This is a genomic window from Azospirillum mesophilum, assembly GCF_053470405.2.
In genome coordinates this window covers 1-16,788 of sequence record NZ_JBPXMQ020000046.1, presented here as the reverse complement: position 1 = coordinate 16,788, position 16,788 = coordinate 1, and the positions used below count along the sequence as shown (strand labels likewise).

The 16,788-nt window shown below is 66.8% G+C and carries 17 protein-coding genes and 1 pseudogene; 9 read left to right on the top strand and 9 right to left on the bottom strand.

The window, feature by feature from the left end; all coding sequences use genetic code 11:
* Positions 1-9: 9 nt before the first annotated feature.
* The 4 genes from ACSVC7_RS27800 to fdhD all read right to left on the bottom strand — a co-directional run bounded on the left by ACSVC7_RS27800 (position 10) and on the right by fdhD (position 2,695).
* On the bottom strand, positions 10-507 hold the full coding sequence (locus ACSVC7_RS27800; protein WP_448207690.1) for a DUF3306 domain-containing protein: 498 nt from the start codon (positions 505-507) through the stop codon (positions 10-12).
* 161 nt (positions 508-668) lie between these two features.
* On the bottom strand, positions 669-1,151 hold the full coding sequence (locus ACSVC7_RS27795; protein WP_448207689.1) for a DUF3305 domain-containing protein: 483 nt from the start codon (positions 1,149-1,151) through the stop codon (positions 669-671).
* A gap of 46 nt (positions 1,152-1,197) precedes the next feature.
* The gene (mobA, locus tag ACSVC7_RS27790; RefSeq protein WP_448207688.1) at positions 1,198-1,821 is read right to left on the bottom strand and encodes a molybdenum cofactor guanylyltransferase MobA; all 624 of its coding nucleotides are present in this window, start codon (positions 1,819-1,821) and stop codon (positions 1,198-1,200) included.
* On the bottom strand, positions 1,814-2,695 hold the full coding sequence (gene fdhD, locus ACSVC7_RS27785; RefSeq protein WP_448207687.1) for a formate dehydrogenase accessory sulfurtransferase FdhD: 882 nt from the start codon (positions 2,693-2,695) through the stop codon (positions 1,814-1,816). Before fdhD ends, mobA begins: the two co-directional genes overlap by 8 nt.
* A gap of 70 nt (positions 2,696-2,765) precedes the next feature.
* On the opposite strand from fdhD, the gene ACSVC7_RS27780 reads away from it, so the two are divergent.
* Both ACSVC7_RS27780 and ACSVC7_RS27775 read left to right on the top strand, forming a co-directional pair.
* Positions 2,766-3,461: an ABC transporter permease gene (locus ACSVC7_RS27780; RefSeq protein WP_483508909.1), complete on the top strand. Its 696-nt coding sequence runs from the start codon at positions 2,766-2,768 to the stop codon at positions 3,459-3,461.
* 110 nt (positions 3,462-3,571) lie between these two features.
* Entirely contained in the window at positions 3,572-4,411 is an 840-nt protein-coding gene (locus ACSVC7_RS27775) for an ABC transporter substrate-binding protein (RefSeq protein ID WP_448207685.1), read from the top strand.
* A gap of 70 nt (positions 4,412-4,481) precedes the next feature.
* On the opposite strand, the gene ACSVC7_RS27770 is transcribed toward ACSVC7_RS27775, so the two are convergent.
* Entirely contained in the window at positions 4,482-5,882 is a 1,401-nt protein-coding gene (locus tag ACSVC7_RS27770; RefSeq protein ID WP_448207684.1) for a D-alanyl-D-alanine carboxypeptidase family protein, read from the bottom strand.
* Positions 5,883-6,276: 394 nt separating this feature from the next.
* On the opposite strand from ACSVC7_RS27770, the gene ACSVC7_RS27765 reads away from it, so the two are divergent.
* Entirely contained in the window at positions 6,277-6,750 is a 474-nt protein-coding gene (locus ACSVC7_RS27765; RefSeq protein WP_448207683.1) for a hypothetical protein, read from the top strand.
* 66 nt (positions 6,751-6,816) lie between these two features.
* Here ACSVC7_RS27765 and ACSVC7_RS27760 read toward each other — a convergent pair whose 3' ends face one another.
* On the bottom strand, positions 6,817-7,575 hold the full coding sequence (locus tag ACSVC7_RS27760) for a proteasome-type protease (RefSeq protein ID WP_448207682.1): 759 nt from the start codon (positions 7,573-7,575) through the stop codon (positions 6,817-6,819).
* A 410-nt stretch (positions 7,576-7,985) separates the two neighbouring features.
* Here ACSVC7_RS27760 and ACSVC7_RS27755 point away from each other — a divergent pair, with 410 nt between their 5' ends.
* From ACSVC7_RS27755 to clpA, 4 genes are all read left to right on the top strand, one after another.
* Positions 7,986-8,516 carry a phasin family protein gene (locus ACSVC7_RS27755; RefSeq protein ID WP_448207681.1) on the top strand — a complete coding sequence of 177 codons (531 nt, stop codon included), beginning with the start codon at positions 7,986-7,988 and terminating at the stop codon, positions 8,514-8,516.
* A gap of 290 nt (positions 8,517-8,806) precedes the next feature.
* The gene (locus ACSVC7_RS27750) at positions 8,807-9,283 is read left to right on the top strand and encodes a phasin family protein (protein WP_448207680.1); all 477 of its coding nucleotides are present in this window, start codon (positions 8,807-8,809) and stop codon (positions 9,281-9,283) included.
* A gap of 366 nt (positions 9,284-9,649) precedes the next feature.
* Positions 9,650-9,976, top strand: coding sequence for an ATP-dependent Clp protease adapter ClpS (clpS, locus tag ACSVC7_RS27745; RefSeq protein ID WP_448207679.1), 327 nt, complete (start codon positions 9,650-9,652; stop codon positions 9,974-9,976).
* Positions 9,977-9,984: 8 nt separating this feature from the next.
* Positions 9,985-12,300, top strand: coding sequence for an ATP-dependent Clp protease ATP-binding subunit ClpA (gene clpA / locus ACSVC7_RS27740; protein ID WP_448207678.1), 2,316 nt, complete (start codon positions 9,985-9,987; stop codon positions 12,298-12,300).
* Positions 12,301-12,364: 64 nt separating this feature from the next.
* Here clpA and ACSVC7_RS27735 read toward each other — a convergent pair whose 3' ends face one another.
* Complete coding sequence (locus tag ACSVC7_RS27735) at positions 12,365-13,522, bottom strand: patatin-like phospholipase family protein (protein WP_448207677.1); 1,158 nt, start codon at positions 13,520-13,522, stop codon at positions 12,365-12,367.
* Positions 13,523-13,771: 249 nt separating this feature from the next.
* On the opposite strand from ACSVC7_RS27735, the gene ACSVC7_RS27730 reads away from it, so the two are divergent.
* Together ACSVC7_RS27730 and ACSVC7_RS27725 are read left to right on the top strand one after the other, a co-directional pair.
* Positions 13,772-14,884, top strand: coding sequence for a CaiB/BaiF CoA transferase family protein (locus ACSVC7_RS27730; protein WP_448207676.1), 1,113 nt, complete (start codon positions 13,772-13,774; stop codon positions 14,882-14,884).
* 32 nt (positions 14,885-14,916) lie between these two features.
* On the top strand, positions 14,917-15,393 hold the full coding sequence (locus tag ACSVC7_RS27725) for a nucleoside deaminase (RefSeq protein WP_448207675.1): 477 nt from the start codon (positions 14,917-14,919) through the stop codon (positions 15,391-15,393).
* A 10-nt stretch (positions 15,394-15,403) separates the two neighbouring features.
* Here the strand turns inward: ACSVC7_RS27725 and ACSVC7_RS27720 are convergent, their stop codons facing one another.
* Positions 15,404-16,582 carry a GNAT family N-acetyltransferase gene (locus ACSVC7_RS27720; RefSeq protein WP_448207729.1) on the bottom strand — a complete coding sequence of 393 codons (1,179 nt, stop codon included), beginning with the start codon at positions 16,580-16,582 and terminating at the stop codon, positions 15,404-15,406.
* Positions 16,583-16,699: 117 nt separating this feature from the next.
* A pseudogene (locus ACSVC7_RS27715) lies at positions 16,700-16,788 on the bottom strand (IS5/IS1182 family transposase); the annotation flags it as partial.

Below are 16,788 nucleotides of genomic sequence, written 5' to 3'. Positions count from 1 at the left end.
TGTATGGCGTTATGCTTTGTTTGTCACATCGCCACCCGGACGACCGGCCAAGTCGCCCGGCTCATCTTGCACGTCGGAGTTGTTGTCTTCGCTGGCCACCAGCGGCTCTTCGGTCAGGTTTATGAAGCCCTTTCCAACACGGTAAAGAGTCTTGACCGGCTCGGGCAGGTTGAACATCCCCGTGTAGTCATCGGCGTAGTCTTTCAGCCCGTCGTCGTTGGCGAAAACGGGATCGGAGGTCCAAAGCTTGCGCAGGGCCTGCCGGTGCAGGTCCTCCGGAACCTCCGCGCGCAGAAACGGGGTGAAGTCGGACTCGCGCGTCAACTCCTCCACCGGCGGCAGATCTTTCAGCGGATCGTCCGCTTCGGCCGACTCGGGGGATGGGGCTTCTTCCGGCAACGGGCCTGGGGGCTGCGGGGGTGGTTCCTCCGCTACAGACTCCGGGGCAGGCTGCGCCAGTTTCCGCTTCAGGCGCGACCAGCGGGAGAGGAAGGTTTCGTCGGTCATGGTGTGCTCAAGTCCGGTCGCGGTTGCCCCCACCCTTCCCACGGCTGCGCCGCGGGCCCCTTCCCTCCCCCGCTTCGCAGGAGAGGGAGTTTACGGCGAAGCGGCGGCAGTCCCCTCTCCCGCCGCAGGCGGGGGAGGGTTAGGGAGGGGGCAAAAGCCGTTCAAAAATGCCTTTTCCGCTCGCGCTTCACGAAGGGGACGTCCACATGGTGCTGCTCCGTGAAGTCGCGGACGAGCGCGACCACCTCCGGCGGCATCGGCACGGTTTCGACGACCTCGACACCGCTGACCTGATAGGCCTCGCTTTCGTGGGCGGAGGCGGTGACGTGGAAGGGTACGACGGCCCCCGCCTCCCCGCCTTCATCGGGGCGCAGCACGACCCACAGGCGCGGCGGCTCCTGCGACAGGTTCAGCTTGTAGCCTTCGGTGTCGGTTCGGAAGAGTTCCAGCGGCAGCGTCGCGGCGTGGAACTGCGCCCAGCCCTCCCCTTCCCGCAGCAGGCGCCAGTCGCCCTCGACCGGCGGCGCGCCGGGAATGACGGAGACGGGATTCCAGACCCAGTCCACCCATGGGCTGGCGCTCTTGCGGCGCTCCAGCACGATGCCCACCGGCATCGTCTCGGTTCGGTTCAGCGTGTCGCTCATCGGCCCATCCTCCCTGGAAACGAGGTTGAACCACAAGCCGGGCCGGTCAGGCAACCAGACCAGCAGCCAGCAGCCGCTCCGCCTCCTCCAGATCCTCGGGCCGGTTGGTGTTGAAGAAGGGGTCGACCGGGTCCGTCGCGAAGTCGGCGATCGCCAGGCGGTAGCGCCCGGTCCAGACGTCCACCTTGCGGATGTCCTCCTCCACCATGGCGCGGCGGAGGTCGTCGGCGAGCCGGACCGGCCACAGGCCGAACACCGGATGCTCCTGCCCGTCCGACCGCGCGCAGGCGAGGTCGGCGCCCTCGCGCTCCACCGCCGCGACCAGCCGGGCCACGAGGTCGCCGGGGATGAAGGGCGCGTCGGTCGCGAAGCTCGCCACCCACGGGCAGTCCGGCGCGTTGGTCCTGGCCCACTCCAGCCCGGTCAGCACGCCCGCCAGCGGCCCGGCGTAGCCCTCCACCACGTCCGCCGCGACCGGCAGCCCAAAGGCGGCGAAGCGCGCCGGGTCGCCGTTGGCGTTCAGCACCAGCGGCCCGACCTGCGGGCGGGCGGTGGCGACGATGCGCTCCAGGATCGTGCGCCCGCCGAGCGCCCGCAGGCTCTTGTCCCCACCGCCCATGCGGCGCGACAGCCCACCGGCCAGCAGCACCCCCGCGATCGCGCTAGTCATCGTCCCGGCTTCCCTTGCGTTGGTGGCGTCCGCCCTCGTCGCCGACGGAGGCGGGATCCGCATCGAACACCAAACGGTCGGTTCCCGCCAGCGCCAGGAAGCGCTTGCCCTTCGCCCGGCCCACCATGGTCAGGTTCGCCTGCCGCCCCAGTTCCACCCCCCAAGCGGTAAAGCCGGAGCGGGAGAGCAGGATCGGAATGCCCATCTGCACGGTCTTGATGACCATTTCGGAGGTCAGGCGTCCGGTCGTGTAGAAGATTTTGTCCTCCGGCGACACGCCGTGCAGGTGCATGTAGCCGGCGACCTTGTCCACGGCGTTGTGGCGGCCGACGTCCTCCATGTAGATCAGCGGCCGGTCTTCCTGGCACAGCACGCAGCCGTGGATCGCGCCGGCCTCCAGATAGAGGCTGGGGGTCAGGTTGATCTTCTTCGACAGCGCGTAGATCCAGGAGGTCTTCAGCCGCGCGTCGGGGTTCAGCCGGACCGACTCGAAGGTCTCCATCACGTCGCCGAAGGCGGTGCCCTGGGCGCAGCCGGAGGTCAGCGTCTTCTTCTTGAGCTTTTCTTCGTAATTCGTGGCGCGCTCGGTGCGGACGACGACGGTGTCGATCTCCTCGTCGTGGTCGATGCCCGTGATGCGGTCGTCCCGCTTCAGCATGTTCTGGTTCAGCAGGTATCCCACAGCCAGATACTCGGGATAGTCGCCGATCGTCATCATGGTGACGATCTCCTGCCCGTTCAGGTACAGCGTCAGCGGCCGCTCGACGGTGACCGAGGCTTCGACCGGGCGCCCGTCCTGGTCCAGGCCGGAGACGCGTTCGGTCAGCTTGGGATTTGCCGGGTCCGGCTTTATGGTGAATTCCGAAAGATCCATGTTCGAAAGAGTGGGGAGGATCGGCCGGCGCCGCAAGCGCGGGATGTCTCTCTTCCGCAAGGTGGAAACGATGCATGAGTTCGGCGAGGCCTTCGCCACCGCCTTCCGGCTGATCGCCGCGCTCGACCCCGATCTGGTGCAGATCGTCGGGCTGTCGCTGCGCGTCAGCCTGACCGCCGTCGTCCTGTCGGCGCTGATCGGCCTGCCGCTGGGGGCGGCGGTGGCGGCCTTCCGCTTTCCCGGCCGGCGCGCGGTGGCGCTGCTGCTGAACACCGCGATGGGGCTGCCGCCGGTGGTGGTCGGGCTGATCGTCTACCTGATCCTGTCGCGTTCCGGCCCGCTGGGGGTGCTGGGGCTGCTCTTCACCCCGACCGCCATGGTCGCGGCGCAGACGGTGCTGATCGTCCCCATCGTCGCCGCCCTCACCCGCCAGACGGTCGAGGATCTGCTGGTCGAGTACGACGACCTGCTGCGCGTCATGGGCGCCGGCTGGCTGCGCCGGCTGACGACCCTGCTGTCGGAGGGGCGGCGCAGCCTGCTGACGATCATCCTGGCCGGCTTCGGCCGCGCGTCGGCCGAGGTCGGAGCGGTCATGATCGTCGGCGGCAACATCGAGCATGTTACCCGCGTCATGACCACCGCCATCGCGCTGGAAACCAGCAAGGGTGACCTGCCGCTGGCGCTCGGGCTCGGCGTCATTCTGATGGGGCTGTCGCTGGCCGTGAACCTCGCCGCCGCCCTGGCGCGGGAGGCCGCGCCGGCGTGATCTCCCCCGAAAGTGCGATGCCGTAAAATTTGCAGGACTTCCGGAAATTCCGCATAGTTGGCGCGAGCCTGCGGCCAACGCGGGCGGAAAATCCGGAGGGGACTGTTCCGATGTTGCGTCGTTCGTTCGTGTTGGGATGCGCCGCCGCGGCGGCTCTGGTGCTGGGTTTTGGTCAGCCGTCGCGGGCGGCGGACGAGCGGTTCATCACCGTGGCCTCCACCACCTCGACCGAGGATTCCGGCCTGTTCAAGGTCATCCTGCCGAAATTTACGCAGAAGACCGGCATCGAGGTGCGCGTGGTCGCCAAGGGCACCGGGCAGGCTATCGACCTCGCCAAGCGCGGCGATGCCGACGTGCTGTTCGTCCACCACAAGCCGTCGGAGGAGAAGTTCGTCGCCGAAGGCTTCAGCACCGAACGCAAGCCGGTGATGTACAACGACTTCGTCATCATCGGACCGAAGGCCGACCCGGCCCACGTCAAGGGCAGCAAGGACGTGGCCGCCGCGCTGAAGAGCATCGCCGACAGCAAGGCCCCCTTCGTCTCGCGCGGCGACGACAGCGGCACCCACAAGGCGGAGCAGGCCCTGTGGAAGACCGCCGGCATCGACCCGGCGGCCGGCGGCGGCTGGTACCGCTCCATCGGCCAGGGCATGGGCGCGACGCTGAACACCGCCTCGGCCGTCGGCGGCTACGCGCTGGCCGATCGCGGGACGTGGCTCAGCTTCAAGAACCGCGGCGACCTGGACGTCCTGGTGCAGGGCGACAAGCGCCTGTTCAACCAGTATGGCGTGATGCTGGTGAACCCGGCCAAGTTCGCCCACATCAAGGCGGCCGACGGGCAGGCCTTCGTGGACTGGCTGGTCTCGGCGGAAGGCCAGCAGGCCATCGCCAATTGCACCATCGAAGGCCAGTCGCTGTTCTTCCCGAACGCCAATGAGCCGGGCGCCTGACCTCCGACACTTTCGCAAAAGAAAAAGGCGCAGCCGAGGCTGCGCCTTTTTCTTTGGAGCGTGTCTCGCCCTATAGTTTTTCGCTGGGCGACACCGCCACGCAGCGCTGGCCGTGGCGCGTCAGTTCGGAGCAGACCTTGCGGGCCGTCTTCTCGTCCAGGCCGAGCATGCGGGCGCGGTAGACCTTGGCCTGGCCGTTCTTCACCTCGACCACGTTCTTCTTGGCGTTGCGCAGCAGGAAGGGCGCCTGCTTGCTCGCCTGGACCAGCGCCTTGTTGCCGGCGTCACGGCTGGAGAAGGCACCGACCTGCACGCCCCAATCCTCGTCATCGTCGTCATCGGCCCCATTGGCGGAGGCGCTGGCGCGCGGCCGGGCCGCCGCCGCGGCGGAGGTGGCGGAGGCGAGCTGCACCTTCGCGGCGGCCGGCTTGGGCGCGGTCTTGGCGGCGGCCGGCTTGGCCGGCGGGGCGTCGTCCTCTTCCTCGTCGTCATCGTCGTCGTTGCTGGCGACCTGCGGGGCGGCCCGGTCGGCGCGGGCCATGACCGTCGCGTCGGGGCTGGGCTTGCCGAAGGCCTTGTCGAGCAGCGCCGCCATGCGGACGTCGCGCGAGGCCGCCGACTTGCCGCCCATCACGACCGCCACCAGCCGCCGCCCGTCGCGCACCGCCGAGGCCGCGAGGTTGAAGCCGCTGGCCACCGTGTAGCCGGTCTTGATGCCGTCCATCCCCTCGTAGCGGGACATCAGGCGGTTGTGGTTGTGCAAGGACCGGCCGCCATAGACGAAGTTGCGGCGGCTGAAGTACGGGTAATATTTCGAATGGTCGGCCAGCAGCGCCCGCGACAGGACCGAGAAGTCGCGCGCGGTGGTCACCTGCTCCATGTTCGGCAGGCCGTTGGCGTTGCGGAACACGGTGTTGCGCATGCCAAGCTCGCGGGCCTTGCGCGTCATCATCTCGGCAAAGCGCGCCTCGCTGCCGCCCAGCGCCTCCGCCAGCACGACGGCGGCGTCGTTGGCCGACTTGGTCACCAGCCCCAGGATCGCCTGCTCCACCCGCAGCGTCTGGCCGGCGCGCAGGCCCAGCTTGGTCGGCGACTGAGCCTCCGCCCAGGAGGAGACGGGCAGCGCCTGGTCCAGCGTCAACCGCCCTTCGTCCAGCGCGTCGAAGGTGAGGTACAGCGTCATCATCTTGGTGAGCGACGCCGGATGAGTGATGACGTCGGCGTTTTCTTCGTGCAGAACTTCACCCGTTCGCGCATCCACGACGATGGCCGCGTATTTCGCGGCGAGCGCCGGGACCGAGGCGAGCATCGCGCCCGACAACGCCAGCGCGACGAACAGGCCGCGCGTCAGTCGTCCCGGGACCGAATGCTCCCCCACCGAACGCGCGGCATTCCGCTCCCCGTCCGCTTTCCGCCCGCCCCAGGCGAACGAAAAAAGCCGGCTTCGAACGGCGCTGCCCTTAACGCTCATGATGCCTCCGCCAAAGGCTAATACTTGTTGTTTGGCGCAATGGTAAATTCCTGCCGAATCAGTGTCTAGGGACAATTCGTTAATTTCGCGACTTGGATTCCTTTGCCGCGCCGATGGCGAAAACGGGGTAATATGGGACCCGGGGCGGGCGGACGGCGTTCAACCGACAGCACCCGCACGCCTGTTTTCCCCGGCCCCTCCACCGGACGCGAGGCACCCCATGCGAATCCCGACGCAAGGCAACGGACGCGCGCGACGAACGGCTTTGCTGGGGACCATGCTGAGAGCGATCGGGGGGCTGAGAGCGATCGGGGGGCTGAGAGCGATCGGGGGGCTGGGAGCGATCGGGGGAGTTCTGGCGGGTTGCTCCACCTTCGGGCCGACCGACGCCGGAGTGGCCAGCAACCTGACCTGGATCAGCTACCTCAACGGCGACGACCTGCGCGCCGCCTGCTCCAAGGGCGGCACCGACCGATACCGGCTGGTCTTCAACGCGGATTACAACAAGCACGTCCGGACCTACGACGTGGTCAGCGACGGCTCCAACGGCGGCGCCTTGGTGGAGGCGCGGGTGCTGGAGGCCACCGACCTCGCCCGCATCGACCTGAACGACCCCACGGCGGTGTCGCGCGGCCCGGTGGAAAAGCTGCACCTGACCCCGCGCCAGTTCGCGCTGTTCATTTTGCGGCTCTACGAGACCGGCGCCTTTTCCCCGGCGCCGAGCAGCGGCATGCGCATCCCTTCGAGCGGCGTCTACTGGCTGATCAACGGCTGCCGGCGCGGCAACTGGTTCTTCAACGCCTACCCCTACCCGACCGACCGCTTCGCCGACGTCCGCTTCGACGGCCCACCGTGGCGGGAGCATTGAAGGCGGGACCATTGAAAACGCCCTTCCCCCAGGACGGGAGAAGGGCTTGCTCCTGAAAAATGTTCCTTACGCGGTCTCGACCAGCGGCGTCGTGCGCAGCTCGTCCGGAACCAGCGTGTCGACCCAGGGGCCGTCGGGCATGCGGCGGGCCAGTTCGGTGATGTTCCGGTTCCACCACAGCCGCTGCTCGACCAGATCGTCATAGTCGAAGTTCGACTGGCGCCACGTCCGCTCGGCGGCGTGGAAGGACACCATATCGATCGGGAAGCCCACGTCGTTGGTGGAGAAGCGCGTGCTGTCGAAGGACAGGTAGGCCAGCTTCAGCGCCGTCTGCATGTCGGTGTTGTAGGTCAGCGCGCGGTCCAGGATCGGCTTGCCGTAGGCGGTCGCGCCGATGGAGAGGTAGGGCGTGCGCTCGTCCACCTCGATCCAGTTGCCCTCCGGATAGACCAGGAACATGTAAGGCTCGCGGTCCTCGGCGAGCTGACCGCCGATGATGGCGTGCAGGTTGAAGTGCAGCTTGGATGTCTCCAGCGACTCCTTGTCCTCCTGCGCGACCTGGCGCAGGCAGGCGGTGAAGGCCGACACCGCGTCCAGCATGGTCGCGTAGCTCTCGTTCCGGCGCTTGCCCATGTCGCGGCGCAGGTAGGCCAGCGTCTTGTCGCGCACGCTGCGCAGGCCGGAGTTCATGATGAAGAAGCGGTCGCCGCCGCTGCCGACCATCGTCACCTTGCGCGCCGAGGAAAGCTGCGATCCGCTGGTGATGCGCCCGTCGGAAAGACCGATCAGGCCGTCGCGGGTCTTGATGCCAAGGCAGTAGGTCATGAAAAGCGTTCCCGGGCTTAAGGTGCGACATTCCGCCGCAGTTTGGCTGACTTTTGGCCGAAGGGCGTCTCTTCGGCGGCTGCGCTACGATAGGGCACTGATGGCGGTAAAGCTTTCGTAAAGGAGTTGAGCCGCCCGCGCGAAATGCTCGGCCCTTCGCGCCTTGCGGCTGGACCGCCCGCCTCTGCCGCCGGCACGGGCGAAGCCGCTCATACCTTTGCAATCATTGTGCATCGCACAAAATTTCCGTTGACACCACGGATGATCGCCCATATTTTCATCATTGCTGCATTGCAGCATTTTCCGGCCGGGCGACGGGCGGGAGATGCGGAACCGCCGATCGAACTGCGCCGATGCCGGACGGGACGAAAGGCAACGCGCAGGGACACAATAAGGAAGGAACGCAAAGGATGACGACCGCGACCAAGGTGAAGCCGATGACCACCCAGCCGTTCGAAAACGCCGCCGCCCAGGCGAAGGAGCAGTACGAAGGTTTCGTGAAGGCCGGCCAGGAACAGGTCGCCAAGACCTTCGAGCAGACCGCCGCCGCCACCAAGGAGCAGGTTGACAAGCTGTCGGCCCAGCTGCTGAAGGCCTACGCGGACCTCCAGGCGCTCAGCAAGGGCAACGCCGAGGCGGTGCTGCAGAGCACGACCATCGCCACCCAGGGCGCCGAGGATCTGAGCCGCGAACTCACCGCCTACGCCCAGGCGTCCTTCGACAAGTCGATCACCACCGGCAAGGCGCTGCTGACCGCCAAGTCGCTGAAGGAGGTCGTCGATCTCCAGACCGACTTCGTGAAGAGCAGCTTTGACGCCTTCGTCGCGGAAGCATCGCGCCTGCAGGACCTGACGAGCCGCCTGACCGACGCCACGCTGGCGCCGCTGAACGCGCGCGTCGACGTCACCGTCAAGACCCTGTCGAAGCCGCTCGCCGCGTAACGCCCTGGCAGGTTTACGGCAAGCCGCGGCCCGACCGTCTCCGGACGGCCGGGCCGTGTTGCGTTTGGGCCTCTCACCGGAAGCACCGCCCCGCATAGGTTCCATTGCAATTTTGTGCACCGCACAAAAACCCTTTGACAGGGCGGGGAGTCTGCCTTACTTTTAGCCATGCTGCATTGCAGCAAAGGATCCGACGCCCTTGTCCGGGGTCGAGACTGATCCGCCCGCGCGGTCGCCAATCGGTTGGGTCCAGCGCGGTCCAACCCTATCGAATCGCGAGGAGCCTTTCCATGTCCGACAAGTTCGCCGCCGCCTCCAAGACCATCGAAGACGCCATCGCCGCCGCCAAGCAGAACGTCGAGGGCCTGACCAAGGCCCAGCAGGAGCAGTTCGAGAAGGCGTCCGCCCAGATCATGAAGACCTTTGACGAGCTGTCCAAGCTGACCAAGGGCAACGTCGACGCCGTGGTGAAGTCGGGCACGATCGTCGCCAAGGGCGCCGAGGAAGCCGGCAAGCAGGTCGCCGCCTACACCCAGTCGTCGCTGGAGAAGAGCGTCGCCAACGGCAAGTCGCTGCTGGCCGTCAAGACCATCCAGGAGCTGATCGAGCTGCAGACCTCCTTCGCCAAGGCCAGCTTCGAGGCTTTCGTGGCCGAGAGCGCCAAGCTCCAGGAGCTGTCGGTGAAGATCGCCAACGAGGCGCTGAGCCCGATCAACGAGCGCGTCAACCTGACGGTCGAGACGCTGTCGAAGCCGGCGGCCGCCTGATCGGCCATGACGCCCCGGGGACGCAAGGCTCCCGAGTCCGGACGTTCCGGGACGCGATCGTCCGGAACGCCGGCCTCCGTGAGGCGGCGGCCCTTCCAATTTCGCCGCGTCACGACAATGTGATGCTCCGGGAAAGCCCGGCGGCTCCTGCCGCCGGGCTTCGTCTTTTTGGGCGAATGGCCGTCCGAAAGGCGCGGTGCGGGGTCCAAAACCGGCTTCTCGATCTATTTCGGGGTATGCAGGCCTGTTTCGTTCCGAAAGGGCCTCTCCCAAATGGGGAGAAACCCAAAACGGCCTCTTCCCACCGCGCCCGGAGTTCTCATATCATTGATGCGACGTACATCGCGATGCTGACCTGTTGAGACCATGGCCGAGAACGACAAGCACGGCGACGAGGGGACCACTACGGGCGTGGTCATAAAAGCCAAGCCTAAGACTAAAAAGCCCTCGATGTATAAGGTCTTGATGTTGAACGACGACTACACACCTATGGAATTCGTCGTTCATGTCTTGGAGCGCTTCTTCTCCAAGTCGCGCGAAGAGGCGACACGGATCATGCTGCACGTGCACCGGCGGGGTGTGGGCTTGTGTGGTGTGTTCACCTACGAAGTGGCGGAGACGAAAGTCACGCAGGTGATGGATTTTGCGCGCCAGCACCAGCATCCGCTGCAATGTACGCTAGAAAAGGATTAAAGCCACATATGCTGTCGCGTAACCTGGAACAGACGCTGCACCGAGCCCTGGCCCATGCGAACGAGCGCAGGCACGAATACGCGACGCTCGAACACTTGTTGCTCGCATTGACCGAGGACGCCGATGCTATGGCCGTCTTGCGCGCGTGCGGGGTCGACCTGGACCGCCTGCGTGCTGAACTGTCGGATTACCTCGACAACGAGCTTGCGAACCTAATCACGAACAGGCCCGATGATGCGAAGCCGACGGCTGGTTTCCAGCGGGTGCTGCAGCGGGCAGCCATCCACGTCCAGTCGTCGGGCCGTGAAGAGGTGACGGGAGCAAACGTGCTCGTCGCCCTGTTCTCTGAACGCGAAAGCCACGCGGTCTACTTCCTGCAGGAGCAGGAGATGACCCGTTTCGACGCAGTGAACTACATCTCTCACGGAATCGCGAAGGCCCCGGGCCGCTCGGAAGCGAAGCGCGTTACGGGTGCTGACGAGGACGCGGCGGCGGAGAAGGTCGTGAAGAAAGGCAGCGAAGCCCTTGAGGCTTATTGCGTCAACCTGAACAAGAAAGCGGCGAGCGGGAAGATCGACCCGTTGATCGGCCGGGAGCAGGAGGTCGAACGGACCATCCAGATCCTGTGCCGGCGGTCGAAGAACAACCCGCTCTACGTCGGTGACCCCGGTGTCGGCAAGACCGCCATCGCCGAGGGCCTGGCCCGCCGCATCGTCCATGGCGAGGTTCCGGAGGTGCTGAAGGGCGCCACCATCTTCGCGCTCGACATGGGCTCCCTGCTCGCCGGTACGCGGTACCGCGGCGACTTCGAAGAGCGCCTCAAGGCCGTCGTCTCCGAACTGGAGGCCACGGAAGGTGCGGTCCTCTTCATCGACGAGATCCACACGGTGATCGGTGCCGGTGCGACCTCGGGCGGTGCGATGGACGCGTCGAACCTGCTGAAGCCGGCCCTCGCCTCCGGCTCGCTGCGCTGCATCGGTTCGACGACCTACAAGGAATACCGGAACTATTTCGAGAAGGACCGGGCGCTCGTCCGGCGCTTCCAGAAGATCGACGTCAACGAACCGTCGATCGAGGACGCAATCAAGATCCTCCAGGGGATCAAGCCTTACTACGAGAAGCACCACCGGGTGAGCTACACCAACGACGCGATCCGTTCGGCGGTGGAGCTGTCCGCGAAGTACATCGGCGACCGCAAGCTGCCGGACAAGGCCATCGACATCATCGACGAGGTCGGGGCCGCGCAGATGCTGCTGCCGGAGAACAAGCGGAAGAAGAAGATCTCCGTCAAGGACGTGGAGGCGGTGGTCGCCAAGATCGCCCGCATCCCGCCGAAGTCGGTCAGCCGCGACGACAAGGAGACGCTCCTCAACCTGGAGCGCGACCTGAAGACCATGGTCTTCGGCCAGAACAAGGCCATCGACGCGCTGGTCTCCGCCATCAAGCTGGCCCGCGCCGGCCTGCGCGAACCGGAAAAGCCCATCGGCAACTACCTGTTCACCGGCCCGACCGGTGTCGGCAAGACCGAGGTGGCCCGCCAGCTCGCCCACACGCTGGGCATCGAGCTGACCCGCTTCGACATGTCGGAGTATATGGAGCGGCACACCGTCTCCCGTCTGATCGGCGCGCCTCCGGGCTATGTCGGTTTCGACCAGGGCGGCCTGCTCACCGACGCCATCGACCAGCATCCGCACTGCGTGCTGCTGCTCGATGAGATCGAGAAGGCCCATCCGGATCTGTTCAACATCCTGTTGCAGATCATGGACCACGGCAAGCTGACGGACCACAACGGCAAGACGGTCGACTTCCGCAACGTGATCCTCATCATGACCTCGAACGCGGGCGCGGCCGACATGGCCAAGCCGGCCATCGGCTTCGAGCGCGAGCGTCGGGTCGGCGAGGATATGGAGGCGGTGGAAAAGCTGTTCACGCCGGAGTTCCGCAACCGCCTGGACGCGATCATCCCCTTCTCGCCGCTGACCCGGGAGGTCATCAACCGCGTGGTGGACAAGTTCATCATGCAGATGGAGGCGCAGCTGGAGGACCGCGGGGTCACGATCGAGCTGGACGAACAGGCTCGCGAGTGGCTGGGCAAGAAGGGCTACGACCCGCTCTACGGCGCCCGTCCGCTCGGCCGCGTGATCCAGGAGCACCTGAAGAAGCCGCTCGCCGAGGAGCTGCTGTTCGGCAAGCTCAGCAAGGGCGGCGTGGTCAAGGTCTCCATCAAGGACGACAAGCCGTCCTTCGAATATGCCGAGGGCGCGCGCAAGCGTCGTCCCGGCGACGAGGACGAAGAGGACATCATGCACGAGCTGGCGGAGTAACGCCGGATCGCGCGGAAACGAAAAGGGGGCCTTTCGGCCCCCTTCTTTTTTGCCCCGGCTTCCGTCAGGCCAGCGCGGGTTCCGCCGGTTCGGGCGTGGTCGTGTCCGCCGGCAGGACCACGCGGTCGCTCTTGAGGCTTGCCGCCAGCTGTTCCAGACACGGAAGGTTATTCTCGATCATCGCGTCGGCCGCGACCATCAGCTTGGCGAGGTTCTCGGGCGAGGCATCATCCAGGGACGAGCTGGCATTCGCCGGGTTGTCCTTCTCCAACCCCATGTCCGACTGGATGCGGTAATAGCTGGTCTCGCTGTTTTGCAGCCCCGGCAGGGCGGCCAGCAGTTGGTCACCGCCACAGGCGGACCCGCCGAAGATTTCCCGCAGCTGGTAATCGACGGTCTTGTTGGTGCCGTCGAACATCACGTTCAGGCTGGGGAGCATCCAGCCGAGCTTGCCCCAGCGCCGCGACTCCCGGTACGTGTACTTGTAGTTCAGGCCACCGGTGCCCAGCGACACGATCTGCACGCCCAGCGTGCCGGACGTGATCTCTTTCCGGTACATGCGCAGGACCGACGCAAAGGCGCACATCGCCGGGTCGTTGGCGTAGACGCCGCCGTCGGCCGCCGGGAAGGTGGTGCCCGCCCGGCTGCGCGGCAGGGACGGCGCCCAGTAGGTGGGAGCCGCGGAGCTGGCCCGCACGGCTTCCCACAGCGGGTAGTCGCGGAGCCGGTTGTCCTCGACCGTGTCACCGCTCAGATGCGCTTCGGCGCGGGCGCGGGCGCTCATGTCGCCGCGGGCTCGCCAGCTCTTGAAGAAGTAGGGGCGCGATCCGTACAGGTCGTAGGTGGTCAGCAGCAGTTCCACATCGCGCACTTCCGACAGCAGCGTGTGGGTGCCGAACGTGTCCTTCAGGACCCGTTCGTAGACCGCCGGGCTGTATTTCGGAGCGATCAGACCGTCCAGGGTGAAAATCGTGCGCAGCAGCGAGCGGGAAAAGATCGGGCCGGAATCCTTCAGATAGATGTCCAGCATCTCCTTCGCGGAGTACGGGTCCGGCTTCGACAGCCCGGTCGCCAGGACCGACCCGGTCGAGGTGCCGGCCATGAAATGGAACATCTCCGAACAGCGCTTGCCGGTTTTCGCTTCCAGCCACGTCAGCACCTTCGCCGGGAGAATCCCGCGCACCCCGCCCCCATCGACCGCCAGAATCCGAATGGTCCCCATAGCCGCCCCCTCGCTTATCACGGACTACGCATGTATTCGCCACCAGCGAAACAACCCACAGTGGCTATGGGAAACCGTAAGGGGATAATCCGGCGGCGTCAAACGCCGCCATTGCGTCACTTTGCAACGCAGGCGGCCGGGGCTTCGGGTCGGGGGCCGGAGATTGCGGCTGGGCGGGGGGCCGGACCGGCGGTAAAACGGAAGAAAAGACCATGACGAACCAAGAATCATGACCGGGAGACGCACCGCATGCCCCTGCCCTTCCTGACTGGACTCCGCGTCATCGACCTCGGCCAGTATCTGCCGGGTCCCTACGCCGCCCAGATGCTCGCCGACCTCGGCGCCGAGGTGGTGAAGGTGGAACCGCCGGAAGGCGACCCGCTGCGCCGGCTGACCACGCCCGACACCGACGGCACGACCGCCGCCTACAAGCTGCTGAACGCGGGCAAGACGGTCGTCCGGCTGAACCTGAAGAAGGACGACGACCGCGCCGCCTTCGAGGCGCTGGTCGCCAGGGCCGACGCGCTGGTGGAAAGCTATCGGCCGGGCGTGCTGGACAAGCTGCGGATCGGCCGCGACCGGCTGCGGGAGCTGAACCCCCGGCTGGTGCACGCCAGCCTGTCCGGCTGGGGCAGCACCGGTCCCTATGCCCAGCGCGCCGGGCACGACCTGAACTACATGGCCATCGGCGGCGGCCTCGATTCCTCCGGCCTGCCGGAGCGGCCGATGATCAGCCACCCGCCGGTCGCCGACTTCGCCTCAGCCCAGCAGACGGCGCTCGCCGTGGTCGCGGCGCTGCTCGGCCGGCAGCGCACGGGAACCGGATGCTTCCTCGACCTTTCCATCATGGAGTCGGTGCTGGGCTGGCAGGGCTTCAACCTGACCGCCGCGGCGCGCGGGGAAACGCCGGCGCGCGGCACGGCGCTGCTGTCCGGCGGGACCGCCTGCTATCGCATCTACCGCACGGCAGACGGACGCTTCGTCACCCTGTCGGCGCTGGAGCCCAAATTCTGGCACGGCTTCTGCGAGGCGGTCGGACGCCCCGACTGGATCCCCCGCCAATCCGAGCCCTTGCCCCAAGCCGCCCTGATCGCGGAGTTGGAGGCCCTGTTCGCCGGCCGCGACCTCGCCGCCTGGAAGGCGCTGCTCGACCCGGTGGACTGCTGCTTCGAAGCGCTGCCCACGCTGGACGAGGTCGCCGACCACCCGCAGGTTGCCGCGCGCGGGCAGGTGCGGCGCGTGCCGGGGCCTGAGCCTCTGCTGGAGACTCTGCTCGGCCTGCGCGTGGACGGTGGAACCCCGCCCGAGCGCACGCCGTTCCGCGAAGCGTCCGTCGCGGACGTGCTGGCCGCCTGGACCTGAGCCCCAATAGGAGAGACTGTGGGAGGGACGCTGTGACCGACTTCGACACCGACTGTCTGCGCCGCGCCATCGCGCTCAGCCGCGCCCACATGCAGGCGGGGGCGGGCGGCCCCTTCGGCGCGGTCGTCGCCAGGGACGGCCGCATTCTGGGCGAGGGGTGGAATCAGGTCACCTCAACCAACGACCCCACCGCCCACGCCGAGGTCGTCGCCATCCGCAACGCCTGCCGGGACCTGGGGAGCTTCAGCCTGTCCGGGGCGACGCTCTACACGAGCTGCGAGCCCTGCCCCATGTGTCTGTCGGCGGCCTATTGGGCGCGGGTGGAGCGCATCGTCTACGCCAACGGCCGCGACGACGCGGCGTCCATCGGCTTCGACGATGCCTTCCTCTACGCCGAGGTCGCGCTGGCTCTGGAGCAACGCTCCATTCCCATGCAGCGTCTGCTGGCCGAGGAGGCCCGCGCGGTGTTCGAGGAATGGGCCGCCAAGCCGGACCGCATTCCGTACTGAGGGGGAGTGTCTACCCCTCCCCCTCGCGCCGGTACGGGGACAGATCCATCAGCGCCTCCCGTTCCGCCGCCATGGCGGCCCGTTCGCGCGTCAGGAAATCGTCCAGCGCGCGGCGGAAGCCGGCGTCGGCGACCCAGTGGGCGCTGTAGGTCGGCACCGGCAGATAGCCGCGCTGGATCTTGTGCTCCCCCTGCGCGCCGGCCTCAACCCGTTTCAGGCCCCGTTCGATGGCGAAGTCCAGCGCCCGGTAATAGCAGGCTTCAAAGTGCAGGAAGCGGTAGCGCCCGTCGGAGCCCCAATTGCGGCCGTACAGCGCCTCCGTCCCGATCAGGTTCAGGGCGCCCGCCACCCAATCGCCGCCGTCCTCGCACATCACCAGCATCACCCGGTCCGCCATGGTCTCGCCCAGCAGCCGGAAGAAGGCCCGGTTCAGGTAGCCCCCGCCCCACTTGCGGTCGGCGGTGTCCATGTAGAAGCGGTGAAAGGCGTCCCAATGCTCCGTCTTCAGGTCGGCGCCGGTCAGCGCGTGCAGGCGCACACCGCTTTCCGCCACCTCGCGCCGTTCCTTGCGGATGGCCTTGCGCTTGCGGGAATTGAGCGTGCCCAGGAAGTCGTCGAAGCTGGCGTAGCCGCGGTTCTCCCAATGATACTGCACCCCTTCGCGCAACAGCCAGCCGGCCTCGCCCAGCCGTGTCCAGTCCGCCTCGGTCGGGAAGGTCACATGGACGGAGGACACGCCGTAGCGCCGGGCCACCTCCTCCATCGCCTGGATCAGGGCGGCGTAGACGACATCTCCCCCGTCCGGCCCTAAAACATCTGGACGGACCAGCAGACGCGGCCCCGGCACCGGGGTGAAGGGCACCGCGACCTGAAGCTTCGGGTAATAGCGGCCGCCCGCCCGCTCATAGGCGTGCGCCCAGCTGTGGTCGAAGACGTATTCGCCGTAGGAATGGCTTTTCAGGTACATGGGCACGGCGCCCACCATCCGCCCCGTCGCGTCGAGCGCGGCAAGGTGCGTGGGCTGCCAGCCGCTGCGCCGGGTGGCCGAGCCCGACTCCTCCAGCGCCAGCAGAAAGGCGTGGCTGAGGAACGGGCTGTCCAGCCCGGCGCAGGCGTCCCACTGCTGCGGGTCCGCCTGCCCGACGCCGGTCAGGACCTTGACGGTGATCGAGTCGCTGCCGTCCGGCATGCTCCCTCCTTCGCGGATACGCCAAGGGAGGTGGTTGCCCTTCCGCGCTGCGGCAAGACTCCGTGTCCTTCTCAGACCTGTTCGGGGCTCAGACCCGTCCAGTGTTAGAGCGTGTCGTCAGTTGAGCCAGATGACAGCCGAGACGAGGTAAACGGCGGCCAGAAAGGTGCTGGCAAGCTTGTCGTAGCGTGTGGCAATGGCCCGGA